This window comes from Pseudomonas iranensis (assembly GCF_014268585.2).
GTDB lineage: Bacteria > Pseudomonadota > Gammaproteobacteria > Pseudomonadales > Pseudomonadaceae > Aquipseudomonas > Aquipseudomonas iranensis.
In genome coordinates, this window is the sequence record NZ_CP077092.1 from 3,086,583 (window position 1) to 3,103,532 (window position 16,950).

The window sequence follows — 16,950 nt, forward strand, 5'->3', positions numbered from 1 at the left end:
CCATGATTTAGATGATGTAGCCGCCTGCGACTTCGATGGTTTGCGCGTTGATCCAGGCGCTTTCCTGAGAGAGCAGCATCGCAATAACACGAGCGACGTCTTGCGGCTCGCCCACCCGGCCCAGTGCTGTCTGACTGGCCAGCATGGCTTCAAACTCATCGTTCAAACCGCCCCCCAGCTCAGTACGAATGGCACCAGGCGAAACCGCATTGGCACGAATACCGCGCTCACACAGTTCTTTCGCCATGTAGCGGGTCAATACTTCGAGACCGCCTTTAAAGGCCGCATACGGCGCGACCCCTGATGTCGCGACGCGCGTTGTGGCACTCGTCAGGTTGACGATGCTCGCGCCATCTTCAAGTAGCGGCAGCAGCGTTTGAGTGAGGAAGAAAGGCCCCTTGAGGTGCACTGCGAACAGGCCGTCGAATTGCTCCTCGCTGACTGACTCCAGCGGGTTGAACAGACCGTAGCCTGCGTTGTTTACAAGACCTGCCAGCGTGTTTGTGCCCCAGGTAATTTCCAGAGCGGAGACCACGGCATCACGAAATGCAGCAAAGTTTGAGGTGTTACTCACGTCCAGCCGCAGCGCCACCGCCTTGCCGCCAGCGGCCTCGATTTGCCGGACGATCTGGTGAGCTGCATCAGGATTCTGGTTGTAGGTAAGGATGACGCCCATCCCCCGTTCGGCAATATGGAGAGCAGCGCTGGCGCCAATGCCGCGACTGCCTCCGGTGATAACGATGACGCCCATGGTGCACTTCCCGTGTCGATGACTTGAGCCTCCACAGTAGAGTCCCCGGCCATCCAGAACGTGGCCATTCCTACTCGAAACCTGCCTGTTTCTGCTTTCTGCTTGCCAAGTCCCAAACGAGCCGGGCAGGATCCAGCCCATGACCACACAATTGAATGAACTGCGAGCCCTGACCTCAAGTGCTGAAAATCGGCGCACTGAGACAGGAATCCCCAGGGTAGCCATGGTGCAGGGTGAGATTCCCGAGCACATGCTGGCCGCCGTCTACGAGCCGATGATCAACCTGATTCTCCACGGCAGTAAAACCATGACCGTCGGGGAGCAGACGTTGCACTATGACCCGGCGACGTACTTCGTGATGTCGATCGAGCTGCCCGCCGTGGGCACAGTTCATCCGGCGTCGACCGGAGAGCCTTATCTCGCGGTAAGCCTGACTCTCGACCCGGTGGCGCTAACCACGCTGCTGGCCGACCTACCACTTCCGGCTGATCGCCATGACCAAGATCCGGGTTTTTCAGTAGCGCCGGTCACGCCTCAGTTGATGGATGCTTGGGTGCGCCTGCTGCGCTTGATGGGTGACCCACAAAGTATCGCCGCCCTGGCGCCGGCATACGAACGCGAGATCCTCTATCGTGTACTCCAAGGCCCTCACGGCTGGATGCTGCGTGAAATCGCCGCGCCGGACTCTGCGATGGCCCGTGTCAATCAGGCCATTCAGTGGATCCGCCGCGACTTCGCCGAATCTATTCGGGTAGAACATATGGCAGAGAAAGCAGCAATGAGCGTTTCGGCATTTCACCGACACTTCAAGGCGGTAACCACACTGAGCCCTCTGCAATATCAAAAGCGTGTACGCCTGCTTCAGGCTCGCACCCTTATGGTTGCCAACGCCAGAAGCGTCACTGCGGCTGCCTTTGAAGTCGGGTATGAAAGCAGCACCCAGTTCAGCCGAGATTACGCAAAAGTCTTCGGGCTACCGCCCTCAAGAGACGCTGCGCGCATTCAGCACGAGAATAAAGTTTCAAGGGCCTGATCAGATCAAATACGGCGAGGACTGCGGGATCTCCCGTCCGCCAGACGTTGTCCACCACGATGTGCTGAATGCGCCCAGTTTCACCCTGCCTGACCAGCTTCACGTCGTAACGGTTTTTCATGAGATAGGAACGGGAGTGATCAGTTTTCAAAACATGTTGGGCTTCTACCAACGCATCCAGCACCGCCTCATCTCCTTCAACGGTGACGCGGGGATTGTTCACAGAGTGCGTGGTATCGACTCGGCTAAGTGACGTAATGAGAGCCTGGACGATGGTGTCACGACCTTGAAGAACAGGGTATTCAAAACCGGCTTTGGCTGCTGCGGGCCGGAAATCAGAAGCGGCACTATCTGTAAGCGCCGAGGCCATAAGCCCGGCATCACGAATATCAATACCTGCAGCGTAGCCATATAGAGCTTCGGCGACTGCAAGCTTGTCAGCGGTGAAAAGCCGCTTCGCTTTAACGAACTGAAGCGGTGCCTGGACGGTATCACTCAAAAAGCGCTGACCCAGGCGCTCAGAAGGCTCGAACGTAACGGGATCCTTGCGCGCGGGTTGGCTTGCGTCGTTGCATCGGTAGGAAAATTACGACGATCCTGGGCCAGCGTCCGTCCTCATAAACCAAGTCGCAAAATAAGCTCCCAGTCGTAATTATGCGTTTGGGAACGACCTAGGTATCAAGCGTCTCTGGCGTAGTTTTTGAATGCATCGAAAATGCTCGCTCGCTGTTGGCTCTGGTCTTCAGAGCTCCTTCAGTTGGTTCTCAAGCGTTTGATTTTCCCACACAGAGAGCAGCGCAATGGGATCTGTGCCAAACCGGTTCCCCGAATCGAACGACCAACGCCGGCCATCTGGGCTTATGCACTCTTCACAGTAGTCGAGCTCGTCACACACGTTGAAAATCGTAATGCTCCCCCCTCGATCTTTACCATGAACAAACCGGCATAGAGCTCATCCCAACTCTGAGCGCTTTGCCTACGGGTGGGCGTTGGGAGCAGGGGCAGCTTCGCGGGATTTTCCGGAACTACCGCGCTTGATAATGCCAGTAATTTGAACGCCAAGGGTTCTTAGAGCTGGAGATTCCATACATCAGCCGATGTAGCTATCGCATGGCGTTGCACGGTACGTCGCACGTGCACGAAAAAAATTGCACACTCGCAATGAGCGGCTATAACTTACTGACAGGGAACATTTGGTCAAAGCTTTGGAGGCAAGGACGCTCTATGCGTAGTGTCAATACAATAAGCTTGGGAGCTATCGGTGTTGTATGGCTTACCATAGTTTGTGCAGTGCCCTGTAGCGCTGAAAACAAGTGGATCGGATACCGCTCGTCCATCACTCCACAGCCAGATATTATGTCAGCCTGCAAAGCGGCAGTCGATGTTGAATATGCGCCTGGAGCTTGGCCTTGGTCTCAGGATCTACTATTCAAAGATACCTTGCGCTTCACAAAGCTTGATTATCTCTATATTAATCCGATCATGGCGACTTGTGAGTTTACAGCTCGTAGCCCGTATAATCCTGAAATATATGGCACTGCCGGCGTAATTGTCGCACGCTATGGGACTCAGTGTGATACGGGTAATGAGTACAATCCTGATACTGGCCGCTGCGACTCAACGGCTGGAGAGATTCCAAGAAAACAATTGGGCGTCCCTCCCTTTCAAGGATGTGAGTCCAATACTTTTTTGGGGAATCCTATAAATTTCTCAACAGGAAACAAGTTTCAAGTAGAGAAGGATTATCTCAAGACAAGTAGTTCTCCGCTTGAAATCACGCGATATTATAATAGCAAGGACGGTATTTGGCGGCATACGTACTCGCAAAGTATATTTCTGACCCCAGAAATGGTCTGGATCACTTTAGAGGATGGCCGGCAAATAAAGTTTTCTCGCGTGGGCTCTGTAATTACTTCAGAGCAAACAGAGCTCGGTACTCTGAAGAATACAGCTGACGGTGGATGGGAATACATATCACCCAATAACGAGCGCTTGAGGTTTACTGATTGGGGCGTATTAGTTGGTAAAGTTGACGCGCTAGGGCGCAGTGTTCGTATTGAAAGGACTGGAACTGTCATTAAGGTGACTGATGAGTTTGGTGGTGTTCTTACTTTGAAAGAATATGGCGTCGCTCAACTCCTTTCCGCGGAGGCTCCTGGGGTAACCATAAATTACACATATAACGATCTCGGCGAGCTAGAGGTTGCAGAATTTAAGAGACATGGTAGCGAGATCGTCGAGAAAAGAAGTTATCTATACAAGCCAGGGACTGACAAAAAGCTATTGATTGGCTTGATTGATCAGCGGGGAGTACAAAGCTCTACTTGGGAGTATGACGAGGCTGGGCGCGCGACATCTAGCGAGCACGCTGGCGGGGTTGGTCACGTAAATATTGCTTATAATAATGATGGAACGGTTAATGTGACTAACGAACTAGGTAAGTCGACTCTTTATCAGTTTAGTTTGATTCAAGGGGTGAGGCGAGTGGTTTCAATTGTTGGGCAACCGTCCCCAAACTGCCCTTATAGCAACTCAACCTTCACGTATGACTCGCGCGGATTGGTAGAAACAAAGTCTGATGCGGAAGGGCATTTGACAACCTATGCATATAATGAGCGGGGCTTCGAGGTAAAACGTGTTGAAGGAGCAGGCTCAGCGCAGCAAAGAAGTATTAGTACAGAATGGGATCCGGTATTGCCATTGAAGAGCAAAGTTTTCGAGCCGACTAGGATGACAGTATTCACGTACGATGGGCAGGGAAGGCCGCTATCTGTTCAGGTCACGAGTAATTGATTTTATGGGAAGATGAAATTTAAATGATTTCGATTGATGTCTCCGGCAGCTTTTAAATTAAAGTGATCGCTACCGAGAGCGAAATTTATTACTCTGACTGTATAAGGTATGTGGCGGGTGAGTGTTATGTGGAGGCTTAATTGGAAACAAAACAATCATTTCATTAAGAAGGATCTTATGATGTCTCCAGTGACGCCTCGGATTAGTCTTTTAATAACAGTCATTGCAAGTTTTCTTATAAGTCTGCAGGTGTTTGCTGATAGCTCCACTAATTATACCTACACAACGTTGGGGCAGATCGCTAGCATTGACGGGCCGCGTACTGATGTCTCGGACGTTACTAGCTACACATATGACCCTCAGGGCAATCTGACCACGATCACCAATGCGCTGGGCCATGTTGTGACGTTTGCGAATTTCGATAACCAAGGGCACGCGCAATCGGTAACTGACGCCAATGGGGTGGTAACGATATTGGGTTATACCCAGCAGGGATGGTTGGCATCAAGCAATACTGCAGGAGCGACAACTAAGTACGCCTATAACGCAGTAGGTGACCTTACTCGCGCTACGTTACCGGACGGCAGTTTTCTTGCTTATTCCTATGATGACGCCCGACGCCTGATAAGTGTTGCGAATGCTCTCGGCGAGACTCAAACGTATACTTTGGATGCAATGGGCAACCGCACGGTCGTGCAGGTAAAGGACGCAAGTGGCGGCCTAACTCGTCTCCAGCATCGTACTTACGATGAGTTGGGGCGGTTGCTTACCTTAGTGGGTGCAAATGGACAAACGACGCATTACGCTTACGATCGGAACAATCAGCGCATAAAGCAAACTGATGCACGGAGTAATGCAACTACACAGGCATTTGATGCGTTGGGACGTGTAACACAAATTGTAGACCCCTTAAGTGGTGTCAGTGCACTGACCTATAACGCTGATAACAAGATAACTGTATTCGTGGATCCTCGCGGTGTCACGACAGAGTATGTGTATGACAGTTTTGGTCGTGTCCTGCAGGTAAAAAGTCCAGATAGCGGCCTTTCGACCTACGTTTATGATGAAGGGGGCAATGTCACACAAAAAACCGATGGTCGGGGTTTGATCACAACCTATCAGTACGACGCGCTTAATCGTGTAACAGCACGGCGCTATCCATCAAATCCAACATTGGATGTGCTGTACACTTATGATGCAAGCGATACGGATAACAAGGGCATCGGGCGCCTAACAGGTGTTCAAGATGCGAGCGGTACGGTGTCCTATAAATATGATGGTCGTGGGCTGCTTATCGCTCAGGATAGTGCTCAGAAATTAGATGCGCTCAAAGTTACCACCACTCAAAGTTACGATTATGACAATGCGGGGCGAATTGCTAGCTATAATTACCCGGATGGCATATCTGTGAATTACACCCGTGATGGTTCTGGGAAAGTAAACGCAATCACAGCGATATCTCTAGGAGATACATACCCAATAGCTACCAATATCAATTATGTTCCGTTCGGCCCGGTTAAAAAGTTGACGTGGGGTAATGGCTATGAGTTAACCCGTACGTATGATCAAGATTACCAGCTCATTACTCAGAATGTCGGCAATTGGCAGCATCAGTATAGCTACGATGCAGTAGGTAACATTACTAGCCAACAGAGCAATCTTTGGGAAGACGTGCAATACCGGTATGACGCTCTGAATCGCCTTACGCGTGAGCAGGCAGTCAGCACGCAAAAAGATTACGTCTTGGATGCCTCCGGCAACCGTACCTCGCGCACTACAACAAATCTGGCTAATGGTAACATCAGTGAGATGCAGCAAGCAGTTGTTGCGTCGGATAGTAATCGCTTGACGACGATTAATGATTTTCCACTTACCTACGATGAAAGTGGGAATATTCAGCAGCACAGTAACGGCTTGCGTTATACCTATGATGCCTCTGGGCGAATGAATGCGGTTTATCAAGATGGTACGCAAAAGGTTGCTACTTACGGTTATAACAACCAAGGGCAGCGAGATATTCAAATCAATTATGACCCAGTAAGCGGTGCGCTGCTGAATGGTAGCGTCTACCTGTACGGCCCTAACGGAGACCTAATCGGCCAAGCGAATTACAATTCGATAGGGCAAAAAACCCTAACCCGATATTGGTTCTGGCTGGATGGTATGCCATTGGCACAGGTCGAACTCAGCTATATAAATGGTTCCAATAATGGCCGTCGTTTAATTTATCTTCATCCGGATCACTTGAATACTCCGCGCCTAGCTAGCACAGATCAAGGTGTCATCTGGAGCTGGAACAGTGATGCATATGGAAACAGCCTCCCCAATGAAGACGTCGATGGAGATGGTGTCAAAACAAATATCCCTCTACGTTTTCCTGGGCAGCTTTATGACGTACAAACAAAGCTAAATTACAATTATTTCCGCGATTATGATCCCGAGATCGGGCGTTATATCGAGAGCGACCCGGTTGGACTCGAAGGCGGGTTGAACACCTATGGATATGTCTACGGAAATCCACTGAAATATTCAGACTCTAAAGGCTTAAATCCAGCCGTAGCTGGATTATGTTTTGTGCCTGGTGTGGGCTGGATAGGGTGTGGGGTAGCAGCGGCGGGCACAGGTGCTGCAGCTTTAGCCTGTTATCTTACGGGTACCTGTGAACGATTCGCTGAGGCCTGTAGTGCAGCTTGGAATGAAATCGCAGGTGGGGATGAAAGCGTAGTTGATACGACCCAGCCAGAAAATCCACCAACAATTTCTGATGATCCATCTCAGCCGCCAGGTGAGGGCTGGGAGTGGCGAGGTCGGGGAGAGCCTGGCTCAAGAGAAGGGGCATGGTATAACCCGAGTACTGATCAATCACTTCATGACGACAGAACTCATCCAGCAGGAAAAGATCCACATGTCACTTATACTGATCCAAGCGGTAAGCGTTGGGATAATTACGGAAATGGTTGGGTTTCCCAGTAATGGCGGTGAGAAAGCATGAATAAAATTTCTTTGTCTCAATTATCTGCGGTTTGGAAGGAGCATGTTTTACTACGAGCCTCAGAAGCCATGAAAATTGGCCTGATTGAAACCCAGGACTGCATAGATTTACAGAGCGGCATAGTTATCTTTCCAGGCGGCATTGATGAGGATTGCATAACAAATTCACGACCTGATACTACAGTGAATGAATTGCTGTCTGTTCGTCATGAGGCTTTCGGGAAATGGACAGAGCGCCTTGAGTGTTTGGAGGACGCAGCTGAAGCTTTGCATGAGCTATGTTATAAAGAGAAACAAGCATTTATGTTTTGTGAGGCGGGATACTTAAAGCTCGGAGATAAGTTTTTAACTCAATATGATTATGTTGTAGTTAATGGCGATCCGTTGCTTTTAGTAGATGTCCTCAAAAGCTCATCGGCCGATATAGCAAAAGTTTTGAGGGCTTCTCGATCTACAAGGATACTAGGAGTCGTAAAGGTTGAAGTGCCGGATAAAAATAGTTTTCTAGGCCGCCACAAATTGTTTATATGTGATGCGCTAGATGGGGATTCGGTATTTGTTTCTTCGTTGATACATGATTCTTAAATTGACGCGTTCACTACTATGCTGATTTTTAAGCATCACGACTCGGATTCCGGGCTCATGGCGATGCAAGGTGGTGGACGGCGCTGGGAAAGCGCCTTTGGGATGCATGTGCTGCAGTTATCATGTGGCTGGACTGGATTGCTAAAATATGGAGCACTCAATTAGTCCTTTCTAGAGTTTGTGATGCGTCCAATGGGGTAAGAGGATTGGTCAAGTGTCCATCGAAGCGGCAATACACAATCTTTCCAGGCGCCACCGAAAATCAAGTGATCACGGAACCGTTGATTCTTCTGGCAAGGTTCACGGGGTCTTTCTAAGCCTTGCTAAACCCTGCTTTATGTGACCCGCGTTCTCGCCAATCGTCCACAACGCACCTCGAACGTTACCCCCAATCTCAACGCTCCCCTGGGCTTCGACATGGAGCGTTGACTCCATCAGCGCCTCCTCTAGTGCGAGCTGATTCTGATACATCCTTTCCAGCACGTCTGATAACGAGTATTCGCCTGCCATTTTCCTTTTTCCTTTTTCCTTTCCTTGGAGCCATCCGTCTGCTATCCGATGTTTTTGTTCATTCGGTTTCGCTTTCTCCGGCACCAAAGAAGGGGGGAGCGCGCAGCGTCCCTACGAAGGATGGCGGTTTGGAACGGAAGCCATCTGCGCATATATCCCAGCTCAACCCCATTGCGCACATCCCAGCTAAGGTTCGAGTCAATGCCTATCTCACACCTGAGCGCCGTACGAAAAAAGGTACGTGCTTGGGCAATTGAAAGCAGTCCACTTTCGGCTGTTAACGCGACGAACGACTAACTCAAAGCTGTAGCGAGATCACGCCTGAAATCACACGCCGTAACGTTTCTTCCCTCCTGAAGTAATGCAGTATCTTCCCCCTCGGGGGCCAATGCATATGCTGCCGGATGAACATGGACAAGATGAGCCGTATTCAGAAGCGGGGCTACGCACAGGTTGCGGCGCGGCACGCGCAGATTTTGGAACAGGCGCGACGTAGCAATCTGCACCGCTGCAAAGATTTTTAGAGGAAAGCCACCTAGCTGGCTGGCCATCAACACTTACGCGTACCCACTCGTTTCGTTTTTCAAAGACCTGCACCTTGTCTCCCCGCTGAAGCTTGGAAATGATTTTTCCGCCGGGTTGATCTCGGATGTTGAGTTTGTCTGTGCTGACGTATTGGTCGGCTGGCGGGGCTATGGGAGATGAAGGTTTAGCTGGAAACGAGGCTAATTTACCCGGTGTGCTCTGGGTGGTGGGCTGAATTTGGGCTGGAGTAGTGTCTTTTTTGCCGATTGCCCACAGAACTGCGACCAAGATTAGAAGCGGGACAAACCAAGATTGAGATTTCTTGCGCATGTCCATTGCTCCCAAAAAAAGGTTCGTCAGTTGCCTTCGCGACGGAGTTGATTACTGCGGCCTACCGTGAGCTTAGACGTGCATCCGTTATCCTGTTCGAAATTCCAACCCGCTACTAAAGCGCTCACAGTTAGATTGCGCTGAGCAAGAGTTTCTACCGCCCAATCATCGGCGTCCCTCTCCAGGTCGTTGAATGCCTCACTGGTACGCTCGTTCAGCAGCCAACCATGGGCACGCGTGGCGCAGCTGTGCAAAACGTGGTGGATCGCTGTCGCAGAACAGGTTATTGTCTAGCGAACTAGATAATAGTGAGCTAGAGAATTGAATCAAAATAGCGTTAGTCAGCAGCTTTCGTTTGCCCTTTATGGCGCGGCAAACCGGATGGTGCGGCTACACAAGCCCTTTCTTGAGCCCTTAGGCCTTACGTTCCCTCAGTACCTGGTCGTGCTGGAGTTGCTCAATGGTGCCCCGCAACCCGTTGGCGTTCTCGGTGAGCGCCTAAGTATGGATACAGGAACGATTACTCCGCTCCTTAAGCGTCTCGAATTATCGGGGCTTGTTACGCGTAAGCGGGATCCCAGTGATGAGCGCCGCGTCCTCGTGGATCTCACATCTCAAGGTCGAGCACTGGAGACTGAAGTTCAGGCAATCACCGGCAAGATCAGGACTGCATGTCAGCTGAACGAGCAGAACGTAGTAGAACTTCGGCGCACCCTAGACGGCCTAGCCCACCCACCAATTGAACACCCAATCGCAACAGTGGAGGAACCATGAAAATCGGCATTCTCGGCACAGGACATATCGGTAAGACTTTGGTTAGCAAATTGAGCCTTGCAGGTCACATCGTTAAGGTTGCGAACTCCCGTGGCCCAGAGACGATCGACAAAGCATTGCTGACTACCGGCGCAGTAGCACTAACCGCGCAGGAAGCTGTAACGGATGTCGACGCAGTCATTTTGTCTGTTCCCCTTACGCGTATTCCTGATGTTGCTTCGATACTCTCAGGTGTCCCAAGCGAGACGGTGGTGATCGATACCTCCAACTATTATCCTTTCCGCGACGGAAATATTGACGCGATTGAAGCTGGACAAGTGGAAAGTCTCTGGGTCGCCGAGCAATTGGGTCGCCCGATTGTAAAAGCTTGGAACGCGATCGGTTCTGCTTCGTTAGCCAGCAAGGGTAAACCTTCCGGGGATCCAGACCGTATTGCATTGCCAGTTGCTGCCGACAGAGACAGAGATCGTGACGTGGCTAGAACCTTGGTCGAGGATACGGGCCTTGATTTTTATTATTCGGGGCCACTCAAGGACTCGTGGCGGCAGCAGCCTGGTGCCCCAGCTTACTGCACTGATCTCAAACTAAACGAGATAGCCGAGGCGCTCGCCGCGGCGGAAAAAGACAGGTTGCCGAAGCGTCGAGATCTGGGTGTCGCAGTGATGCAGGAGCGGCTTGGTGATGGCACGACCAATCCAGATGCAGAGTGGGGCGTACGATTGGTACGGGCTATTAATATGTAGGTTTCATTTGCGCGAAACGCTGTGATGTCGAACTTCGTAATGGTAGAAAAATTTGCCACAGCGGACGTGTGCATCACAGCGTTTCATTTCCGGAACATGCCCACCTTCCTTCTCGTCGTAACGCTTTGCGATGTTGTGGCTGAGGTCGGAGGCTGAAGGCTATATGCGTCACCTAGGCCAAGATCGGTGGGATTGTGTTAGCGGGCGGTGAACTTCAGTGCCGTCAGTACGCCCGCTGGCATAAGCCGCATATGCCGCTTCTCTTAGAAAGATCATCGTTTTATAGAAGCGTACCCTGAGCGTGCGGGAAGACGCTGGCTGGGCATTGTTAATTGGAAGCCAGGTACGCCCCCCTTAAGGCGTTTGGAGCCGCTCCGAAAGGCTGAAATCGTCATCATTCGTCAATCGAAAAGTCCCCCTAGCTTGAGCAACATGGTTCACATACATCGGAGCCTTATTGCGCGGTTTTGGCGCCAAGCATAGGCGCACACTCACAGCGAATGTCCCGGCTTTACAGCGACCTCTGCTCTTGAACTCCGTGAAATGATCTACCTTCGCCTCGAAGAAGGTCTAGGCCATTCAAAATGCGCTTTGTTTCGATCTGAATACCAGTCCTGTCCCGTTCAGCGCCTTTATCCCTAGAGGGCGCTTTGAAAGAATGCGAGTTATCAGTTGTATCAACTGACCGCCTGTGGATTGGCTTCATTAGCAGGCTAGCCGGATTATTCAGCGCAAACACTGACGTGTTTGACCTCCACCACCGAGGAAACAAACAATGGCCAAGGCCTCTGACGTATTCGTGCAAAGTCTGGAGAATGAAGGCGTGAAATACGTTTTCGGCATTCCAGGCGAAGAGAATCTCGACCTTTTAGAGTCCTTGCGAAAGTCGCCCATCAAGCTGGTGCTTACGCGTCACGAGCAGTCTGCGGGATTCATGGCTGCGACTTATGGCCGTCTGACCGGAAAAACGGGTGTTAGTCTTTCCACCTTAGGCCCCGGTGCTACGAATCTGGTGACCGCTGGAGCATATGCCTACCTTGGTGGTATGCCCATGCTGATGATTACTGGGCAAAAACCAATAAAAAAATCCAAGCAAGGTCGTTTCCAGATCATCGATGTGGTCGGCATGATGCAGCCGATTACGAAGTACACCCATCAGTTGGCATCCGCCGACAACATTCCTTCGCGTGTGCGTGAGGCATTTCGCCTTGCGGAAGAGGAGAAGCCAGGCGCTGTGCACCTAGAGCTCCCTGAGGATATTGCTGACGAGCAAACTGAAAGCACGCCGTTACCTCCAAGCTCCAGCCGTCGCCCACTGGCAGAGCACAAATCGATCTGTTCAGCGGTTGAAAAGCTCAAAGCTGCTCGTTCCCCGATCCTCGTCATCGGCGCCGGCGCGAACCGTAAAATGACTGCAAAAGTGTTGAGGCAGTTGATCGACAAAACAGGTATCCCTTTCGTGACCACGCAGATGGGCAAGGGGGTGGTGGATGAGCGTCACCCGCGTTTCCTAGGGAACGCCGCATTATCTTCAGGCGACTTTGTGCACCGAGCCGTCGGAGCTGCAGATCTAATAGTGAACATTGGCCACGATGTGATTGAGAAACCGCCTTTCTTCATGGCGCGCGGAGGGACTGAGGTCATTCACGTTAACTTCCGCTCTGCTGAGGTTGACCCAGTGTATTTCCCGCAGATAGAAGTTGTCGGGGACATTGCGAACGCGGTATGGCAGATCAGTGAAGCGCTAGATGACACTTCGCAATGGGACTTTACGCGGCTGATGGCCATCCGCGAAGCCAATGAAGCCCAAATTGCTGAAGGTGCCGACGATAATCGCTTCCCGATCTACCCGCAGCGGCTGGTCGCAGATATCCGGAGGGCATTGCCTTCCGAAGGCATCGTTGCGCTCGATAACGGGATCTACAAGATCTGGTTTGCGCGAAATTACAAGGCGCACATGCCGAACACCGTGCTGCTCGATAATGCCTTGGCGACGATGGGTGCTGGCTTGCCATCGGCGATGGCGGCGCACTTGGTCTATCCCGACCGACCAGTGATTGCGGTCTGTGGCGACGGTGGCTTCATGATGAACAGCCAAGAGTTGGAAACTGCCGTTCGGATGAAGATGAACCTGACAGTGGTGATTCTTCGCGATGACGGTTACGGAATGATCCGTTGGAAGCAAGCCAACATGGGTTTCACCGACTTCGGGCTGGATTACGGCAATCCCGACTTTGTTCAGTATGCGGAAAGCTACGGGGCCATGGGGCATCGTGTTGAAAGCGCGGAAACGCTACTTACGCTGCTGAACTGGTGCCAGAAGAATCCTGGCGTGCATGTGATTGACTGCCCAGTTGACTATTCCGAAAACGATTCGATTTTGAATCACGAACTCAGAAAGCGTAGCGCCGCCGTGTAACGCTCCGCCAGGGGCACCATATTTGGTGCCCCTGACGGCTTTTCTTGATTGGTATCAACTCTATACAAGTCTTGGCTCAAAACTGATGTTTTTCCATGTGTGAGCATGCACTAGCATCAACCTGTTAAGCATGTTCTGTGCCCTAACTTAACGCCACGATAATTATCTAAATTCAAATCGACGCTTTGTTTGGAGTCTGTTATGAAAATCGGAATACCTGCCGAGCGGCAGGCGCGCGAAAATCGCGTGGCGGCCACTCCGGAGTCTGTCAAAAAACTCATCACGCAAGGCCACACCGTAATAGTTGAAAAAGGCGCTGGCACTAAAGCAAGTTTTTTGGATGAAGCTTATGAAGCGGCTGGAGCAATTTTAAAAGATGCAGCTGATGCTTATTCAGCTGATATCGTCTTGAAAGTGCAAGCGCCAATGGCTGAAGAGTTTGAACTCATCAGAGCTGAATCTGTAATTTTGGGGATGCTCGATCCATTCGACCATGTGACTGCTGCTCGCATCGCAGCAAGCGGCGCCACTGGGTTCTCACTCGAATTGGCACCTCGTACCAGCCGAGCACAAAGTCTCGATGTGCTGTCGTCGCAGAGCAACATTGCTGGGTACAAGGCGATGATGATCGCGAGCAACCTGTATCAGCGCTTCGTGCCAATGCTGATGACAGCTGCCGGTACTGTGAAAGCTGCGCGCGTATTGGTGTTGGGTGCTGGTGTGGCTGGACTGCAAGCAATTGCAACAGCCAAACGTTTGGGGGCCGTGGTTGAGGCTTCGGACGTGCGGCCTGCGGTCAAGGAGCAGATCGAGTCACTGGGGGCAAAATTCTTAGATGTGCCTTTTGAGACAGATGAGGAGCGAGAGGCCGCGGAGGGGATGGGTGGCTACGCTCGCCCCATGCCGGCGACTTGGGTCAAGCGCCAGGCGGAACTGGTTCATACCAGGGCGGCTCAGGCAGACATTGTTATAACTACTGCGCTCATTCCTGGGCGACCAGCACCCACACTGTTGTCGGTAGAGACCATCAAAGCTATGAAACCTGGATCGATCGTAGTTGATCTTGCTGCAGGCCGAGGCGCTGAGCATGAGGGTCGTAGAGGCGGTAACTGCCCGCTCACCTGTGAGCATGAAGTGGTAGAGCATTTTGGGGTGAAACTGGTCGGATTTTCAAACCTGGCATCCATGGTTGCAACCGACGCCTCCTCACTGTACGCACGAAATCTGTTGGAGTTCATTAAATTGATTACCAACTCTGGCGGTCAACTTGAAATCAATTTGGAAGACGACATCGTCAGCGCTACCTTGCTGTGCCAGTCCGGTCAGTTAAATAAAAAGTTTAATTAGGGTGAACCTATGTTGAGCCATGTGGTTATAAATCTCATTGTTTTCGTGTTGGCGATTTATGTGGGTTACCACGTCGTCTGGAATGTAACGCCCGCATTGCACACCCCACTGATGGCCGTAACCAATGCCATCTCTGCGATTGTAATCATTGGAGCAATGCTTGCTACGGCACTTACTACTGATCCATTGGCTCGGTACTTTGGTGGATTTGCGGTATTTCTGGCTGCAGTCAATCTATTTGGCGGATTCTTGGTGACTCGCCGAATGCTAAGCATGTTTAAAAAGAAAGCTAAGCCAGACGCTGGCAAGGCGGGAGTCTGATCATGAGTCTCAATGTCGTTGCGTTGCTCTACCTAGTAGCGTCGGTACTTTTTATTCAAGCTCTGAAAGGCTTGTCATCACCAAGGTCTGCTCGTCTGGGCAACCTGTTCGGTATGTCCGGAATGCTGATCGCAATTCTGACTACTCTTGCTGTGATCCTTGATCATCCGAGGTCTGAAAGCTCATTGGAAGGGCTGGTCACCTTATTCGTCGCTTTACTGCTCGGTGCTTTAGTGGGGACTTATCTCTCGATTAAGGTCGAGATGACGAAAATGCCTGAGCTCGTAGCCGCCATGCATTCCCTGATTGGCCTTTCTGCGGTTTGCATTGCTTTTGCAGTGGTGCGGCAACCGCAAGTGTTCGGACTCGTGGATGAGCTCGCGCTTATTCCTATGGCGAACCGAGTGGAACTGGCGCTAGGTACCGCAGTAGGTGCGATAACATTCACTGGTTCCGTAATCGCATTCGGCAAGCTGTCCGGGCGCTTGAAGCTGCGTATTTTCCAAGGCGCGGCCATTAGATTTGCGGGCCAACATCACCTGAATTTGGCAATTGCTGTGGCGCTGGTCGCCAGTGGGGCAGTTTTCGTAATTGATCAGTCCTGGACGCCATTTCTGATCATGACCGCATTGGCATTAGTGTTCGGCGTGATGCTGTTGATACCGATTGGCGGGGCAGACATGCCCGTGATCGTTTCGATGCTGAACTCCTACTCGGGATGGGCCGCCGCAGGGATTGGTTTCTCACTGAACAATTCGATGCTTATCATCGCCGGGTCACTGGTTGGCGCATCAGGGGCCATCCTCTCTTACATCATGTGCAAGGCTATGAACCGCTCTTTCAGCAGCGTTCTCCTAGGCGGCTTTGGTGCTACCGCAGATGCTGGATTGACTGGGCAAAGCGAGTCGCGTCCAGTGCGCTCGGGTTCCGCGGATGATGCTTCGTTCATGTTGGCGAATGCTGAATCAGTTCTGATTGTACCGGGCTATGGTTTGGCCGTGGCACGCGCCCAGCATGCTCTCAAGGAACTCAGTGATAAGCTCCAAGCTCGCGGTGTTGATGTCCGCTACGCCATTCATCCTGTCGCGGGTCGGATGCCTGGCCATATGAATGTGCTACTGGCTGAGGCAGAAGTCCCGTATGACATCGTTCATGAGATGGAGGAGATCAACAATGACTTCGCCCAGACCGACGTCGTCCTCGTCCTGGGGGCCAACGACGTGGTTAATCCTGCAGCCAAGAACAACCCAGCTTCGCCAATTGCAGGGATGCCAATCCTTGAAGCCTACAAAGCCCGCACGGTGATCGTTAACAAGCGGTCGATGGCAGCGGGGTACGCAGGACTCGACAATGAGCTGTTCTATCTGGACAAGACAATGATGGTTTTTGGTGATGCGAAGAAGGTGATCGAGGAGATGGTACGTTCCGTCGATCAGTGACCAAGAAAAGGCTCACCTGCAGGTGGGTCTTTTTTTCCTGTCAGTGACGTCGGTGAACTAGGTTGGGTGGAGCGAAGGGAAGGGCTCTCTGAACCAGTGCACGAAGATATGAATTGCCGGGGACAGATGCGATTGGCCGTGATGGAACATCGCGGCGAACCTCGGTTTTAGCTTCAGCGGATGCCAAATTTCGACCAACGCTCTGCTTGCCAGATATTGATCCAATGCAATCCTTCGCGCCTGCCATATCCCGTCTGCGATAACGCACTGAACATGGCTGGTCGAGTCGTCGACCGCCAACATCACCGGGTTTTAACAGCATACGCTTTCTCTTTTCCCTCCAGCATGCATTGCCAGGCTAGCGGTTGCTTGCCTCCCCTCCAATTTGC

The 16,950-nt window shown here is 51.5% G+C and carries 14 protein-coding genes and 2 pseudogenes; 11 read left to right on the plus strand and 5 right to left on the minus strand.

What is annotated here, in order from left to right; all coding sequences use genetic code 11:
- Positions 1-7 precede the first annotated feature (7 nt).
- Positions 8-751, minus strand: a complete 744-nt coding sequence (locus tag HU724_RS13880) for an SDR family NAD(P)-dependent oxidoreductase (protein ID WP_186566937.1) — start codon at positions 749-751, stop codon at positions 8-10.
- A gap of 139 nt (positions 752-890) precedes the next feature.
- On the opposite strand from HU724_RS13880, the gene HU724_RS13885 reads away from it, so the two are divergent.
- Positions 891-1,784: an AraC family transcriptional regulator gene (locus tag HU724_RS13885; protein WP_177433955.1), complete on the plus strand. Its 894-nt coding sequence runs from the start codon at positions 891-893 to the stop codon at positions 1,782-1,784.
- Here HU724_RS13885 and HU724_RS13890 read toward each other — a convergent pair.
- Positions 1,696-2,214 (minus strand): annotated as a pseudogene (locus HU724_RS13890) (nuclear transport factor 2 family protein); the annotation flags it as partial. The gene HU724_RS13885 and the pseudogene HU724_RS13890 overlap by 89 nt on opposite strands.
- Positions 2,215-2,229: 15 nt before the next feature.
- Between HU724_RS13890 and HU724_RS13895 the strand changes: the two are divergent.
- Positions 2,230-2,337: pseudogene (locus tag HU724_RS13895) on the plus strand (winged helix-turn-helix transcriptional regulator); the annotation flags it as partial.
- 189 nt (positions 2,338-2,526) lie between these two features.
- On the opposite strand, the gene HU724_RS27955 reads toward HU724_RS13895, so the two are convergent.
- Complete coding sequence (locus tag HU724_RS27955) at positions 2,527-2,679, minus strand: DUF7693 family protein (RefSeq protein WP_419790014.1); 153 nt, start codon at positions 2,677-2,679, stop codon at positions 2,527-2,529.
- A gap of 329 nt (positions 2,680-3,008) precedes the next feature.
- Between HU724_RS27955 and HU724_RS13900 the strand changes: the two genes are divergently transcribed.
- The 3 genes from HU724_RS13900 to HU724_RS13910 all read left to right on the plus strand — a co-directional run bounded on the left by HU724_RS13900 (position 3,009) and on the right by HU724_RS13910 (position 8,153).
- Positions 3,009-4,577, plus strand: a complete 1,569-nt coding sequence (locus HU724_RS13900; protein WP_186566935.1) for a DUF6531 domain-containing protein — start codon at positions 3,009-3,011, stop codon at positions 4,575-4,577.
- 180 nt (positions 4,578-4,757) lie between these two features.
- Positions 4,758-7,550, plus strand: coding sequence for an RHS repeat-associated core domain-containing protein (locus tag HU724_RS13905; RefSeq protein ID WP_186566933.1), 2,793 nt, complete (start codon positions 4,758-4,760; stop codon positions 7,548-7,550).
- A 15-nt stretch (positions 7,551-7,565) separates the two neighbouring features.
- Positions 7,566-8,153 carry a hypothetical protein gene (locus tag HU724_RS13910; RefSeq protein WP_186566931.1) on the plus strand — a complete coding sequence of 196 codons (588 nt, stop codon included), beginning with the start codon at positions 7,566-7,568 and terminating at the stop codon, positions 8,151-8,153.
- 300 nt (positions 8,154-8,453) lie between these two features.
- Here HU724_RS13910 and HU724_RS27565 read toward each other — a convergent pair whose 3' ends face one another.
- Together HU724_RS27565 and HU724_RS13915 are read right to left on the minus strand one after the other, a co-directional pair.
- Entirely contained in the window at positions 8,454-8,663 is a 210-nt protein-coding gene (locus tag HU724_RS27565; protein WP_225927613.1) for a hypothetical protein, read from the minus strand.
- Positions 8,664-8,990: 327 nt separating this feature from the next.
- Positions 8,991-9,518 (minus strand): SH3 domain-containing protein, encoded by a 528-nt coding sequence (locus tag HU724_RS13915; protein ID WP_186566929.1) that lies wholly within the window; start codon positions 9,516-9,518, stop codon positions 8,991-8,993.
- A 381-nt stretch (positions 9,519-9,899) separates the two neighbouring features.
- Between HU724_RS13915 and HU724_RS13920 the strand changes: the two genes are divergently transcribed.
- From HU724_RS13920 to HU724_RS13945, 6 genes are all read left to right on the plus strand, one after another.
- Positions 9,900-10,292, plus strand: coding sequence for a MarR family winged helix-turn-helix transcriptional regulator (locus HU724_RS13920; RefSeq protein WP_186567213.1), 393 nt, complete (start codon positions 9,900-9,902; stop codon positions 10,290-10,292).
- Complete coding sequence (locus HU724_RS13925) at positions 10,289-11,035, plus strand: NADPH-dependent F420 reductase (RefSeq protein WP_186566927.1); 747 nt, start codon at positions 10,289-10,291, stop codon at positions 11,033-11,035. The genes HU724_RS13920 and HU724_RS13925 overlap by 4 nt, the downstream gene beginning before the upstream one ends.
- A gap of 775 nt (positions 11,036-11,810) precedes the next feature.
- Positions 11,811-13,454: an acetolactate synthase large subunit gene (locus HU724_RS13930; RefSeq protein WP_186566925.1), complete on the plus strand. Its 1,644-nt coding sequence runs from the start codon at positions 11,811-11,813 to the stop codon at positions 13,452-13,454.
- A 201-nt stretch (positions 13,455-13,655) separates the two neighbouring features.
- A complete protein-coding gene (locus HU724_RS13935) occupies positions 13,656-14,801 on the plus strand; it encodes a Re/Si-specific NAD(P)(+) transhydrogenase subunit alpha (protein ID WP_186566923.1) in 1,146 nt (381 codons plus the stop codon).
- 9 nt (positions 14,802-14,810) lie between these two features.
- Entirely contained in the window at positions 14,811-15,122 is a 312-nt protein-coding gene (locus HU724_RS13940; RefSeq protein ID WP_186566921.1) for an NAD(P) transhydrogenase subunit alpha part 2, read from the plus strand.
- Between the two features lie 2 nt (positions 15,123-15,124).
- Positions 15,125-16,561 carry an NAD(P)(+) transhydrogenase (Re/Si-specific) subunit beta gene (locus HU724_RS13945; protein ID WP_186566919.1) on the plus strand — a complete coding sequence of 479 codons (1,437 nt, stop codon included), beginning with the start codon at positions 15,125-15,127 and terminating at the stop codon, positions 16,559-16,561.
- The last annotated feature ends 389 nt before the right edge of the window (positions 16,562-16,950 follow it).

What these genes read in the sequence shown, in the direction of transcription:
- HU724_RS13880 (WP_186566937.1), bottom strand. Translation starts at nt 751, where the DNA reads ATGGGCGTCATCGTTATCACCGGAGGCAGTCGCGGCATTGGCGCCAGC.
- HU724_RS13885 (WP_177433955.1), top strand. Translation starts at nt 891, where the DNA reads ATGACCACACAATTGAATGAACTGCGAGCCCTGACCTCAAGTGCTGAA.
- HU724_RS13945 (WP_186566919.1), top strand. Translation starts at nt 15,125, where the DNA reads ATGAGTCTCAATGTCGTTGCGTTGCTCTACCTAGTAGCGTCGGTACTT.
- HU724_RS13925 (WP_186566927.1), top strand. Translation starts at nt 10,289, where the DNA reads ATGAAAATCGGCATTCTCGGCACAGGACATATCGGTAAGACTTTGGTT.
- HU724_RS13910 (WP_186566931.1), top strand. Translation starts at nt 7,566, where the DNA reads ATGAATAAAATTTCTTTGTCTCAATTATCTGCGGTTTGGAAGGAGCAT.
- HU724_RS13915 (WP_186566929.1), bottom strand. Translation starts at nt 9,518, where the DNA reads ATGCGCAAGAAATCTCAATCTTGGTTTGTCCCGCTTCTAATCTTGGTC.
- HU724_RS13900 (WP_186566935.1), top strand. Translation starts at nt 3,009, where the DNA reads ATGCGTAGTGTCAATACAATAAGCTTGGGAGCTATCGGTGTTGTATGG.
- HU724_RS13930 (WP_186566925.1), top strand. Translation starts at nt 11,811, where the DNA reads ATGGCCAAGGCCTCTGACGTATTCGTGCAAAGTCTGGAGAATGAAGGC.
- HU724_RS27565 (WP_225927613.1), bottom strand. Translation starts at nt 8,663, where the DNA reads ATGGCAGGCGAATACTCGTTATCAGACGTGCTGGAAAGGATGTATCAG.
- HU724_RS13940 (WP_186566921.1), top strand. Translation starts at nt 14,811, where the DNA reads ATGTTGAGCCATGTGGTTATAAATCTCATTGTTTTCGTGTTGGCGATT.
- HU724_RS13905 (WP_186566933.1), top strand. Translation starts at nt 4,758, where the DNA reads ATGTCTCCAGTGACGCCTCGGATTAGTCTTTTAATAACAGTCATTGCA.
- HU724_RS13935 (WP_186566923.1), top strand. Translation starts at nt 13,656, where the DNA reads ATGAAAATCGGAATACCTGCCGAGCGGCAGGCGCGCGAAAATCGCGTG.
- HU724_RS13920 (WP_186567213.1), top strand. Translation starts at nt 9,900, where the DNA reads ATGGTGCGGCTACACAAGCCCTTTCTTGAGCCCTTAGGCCTTACGTTC.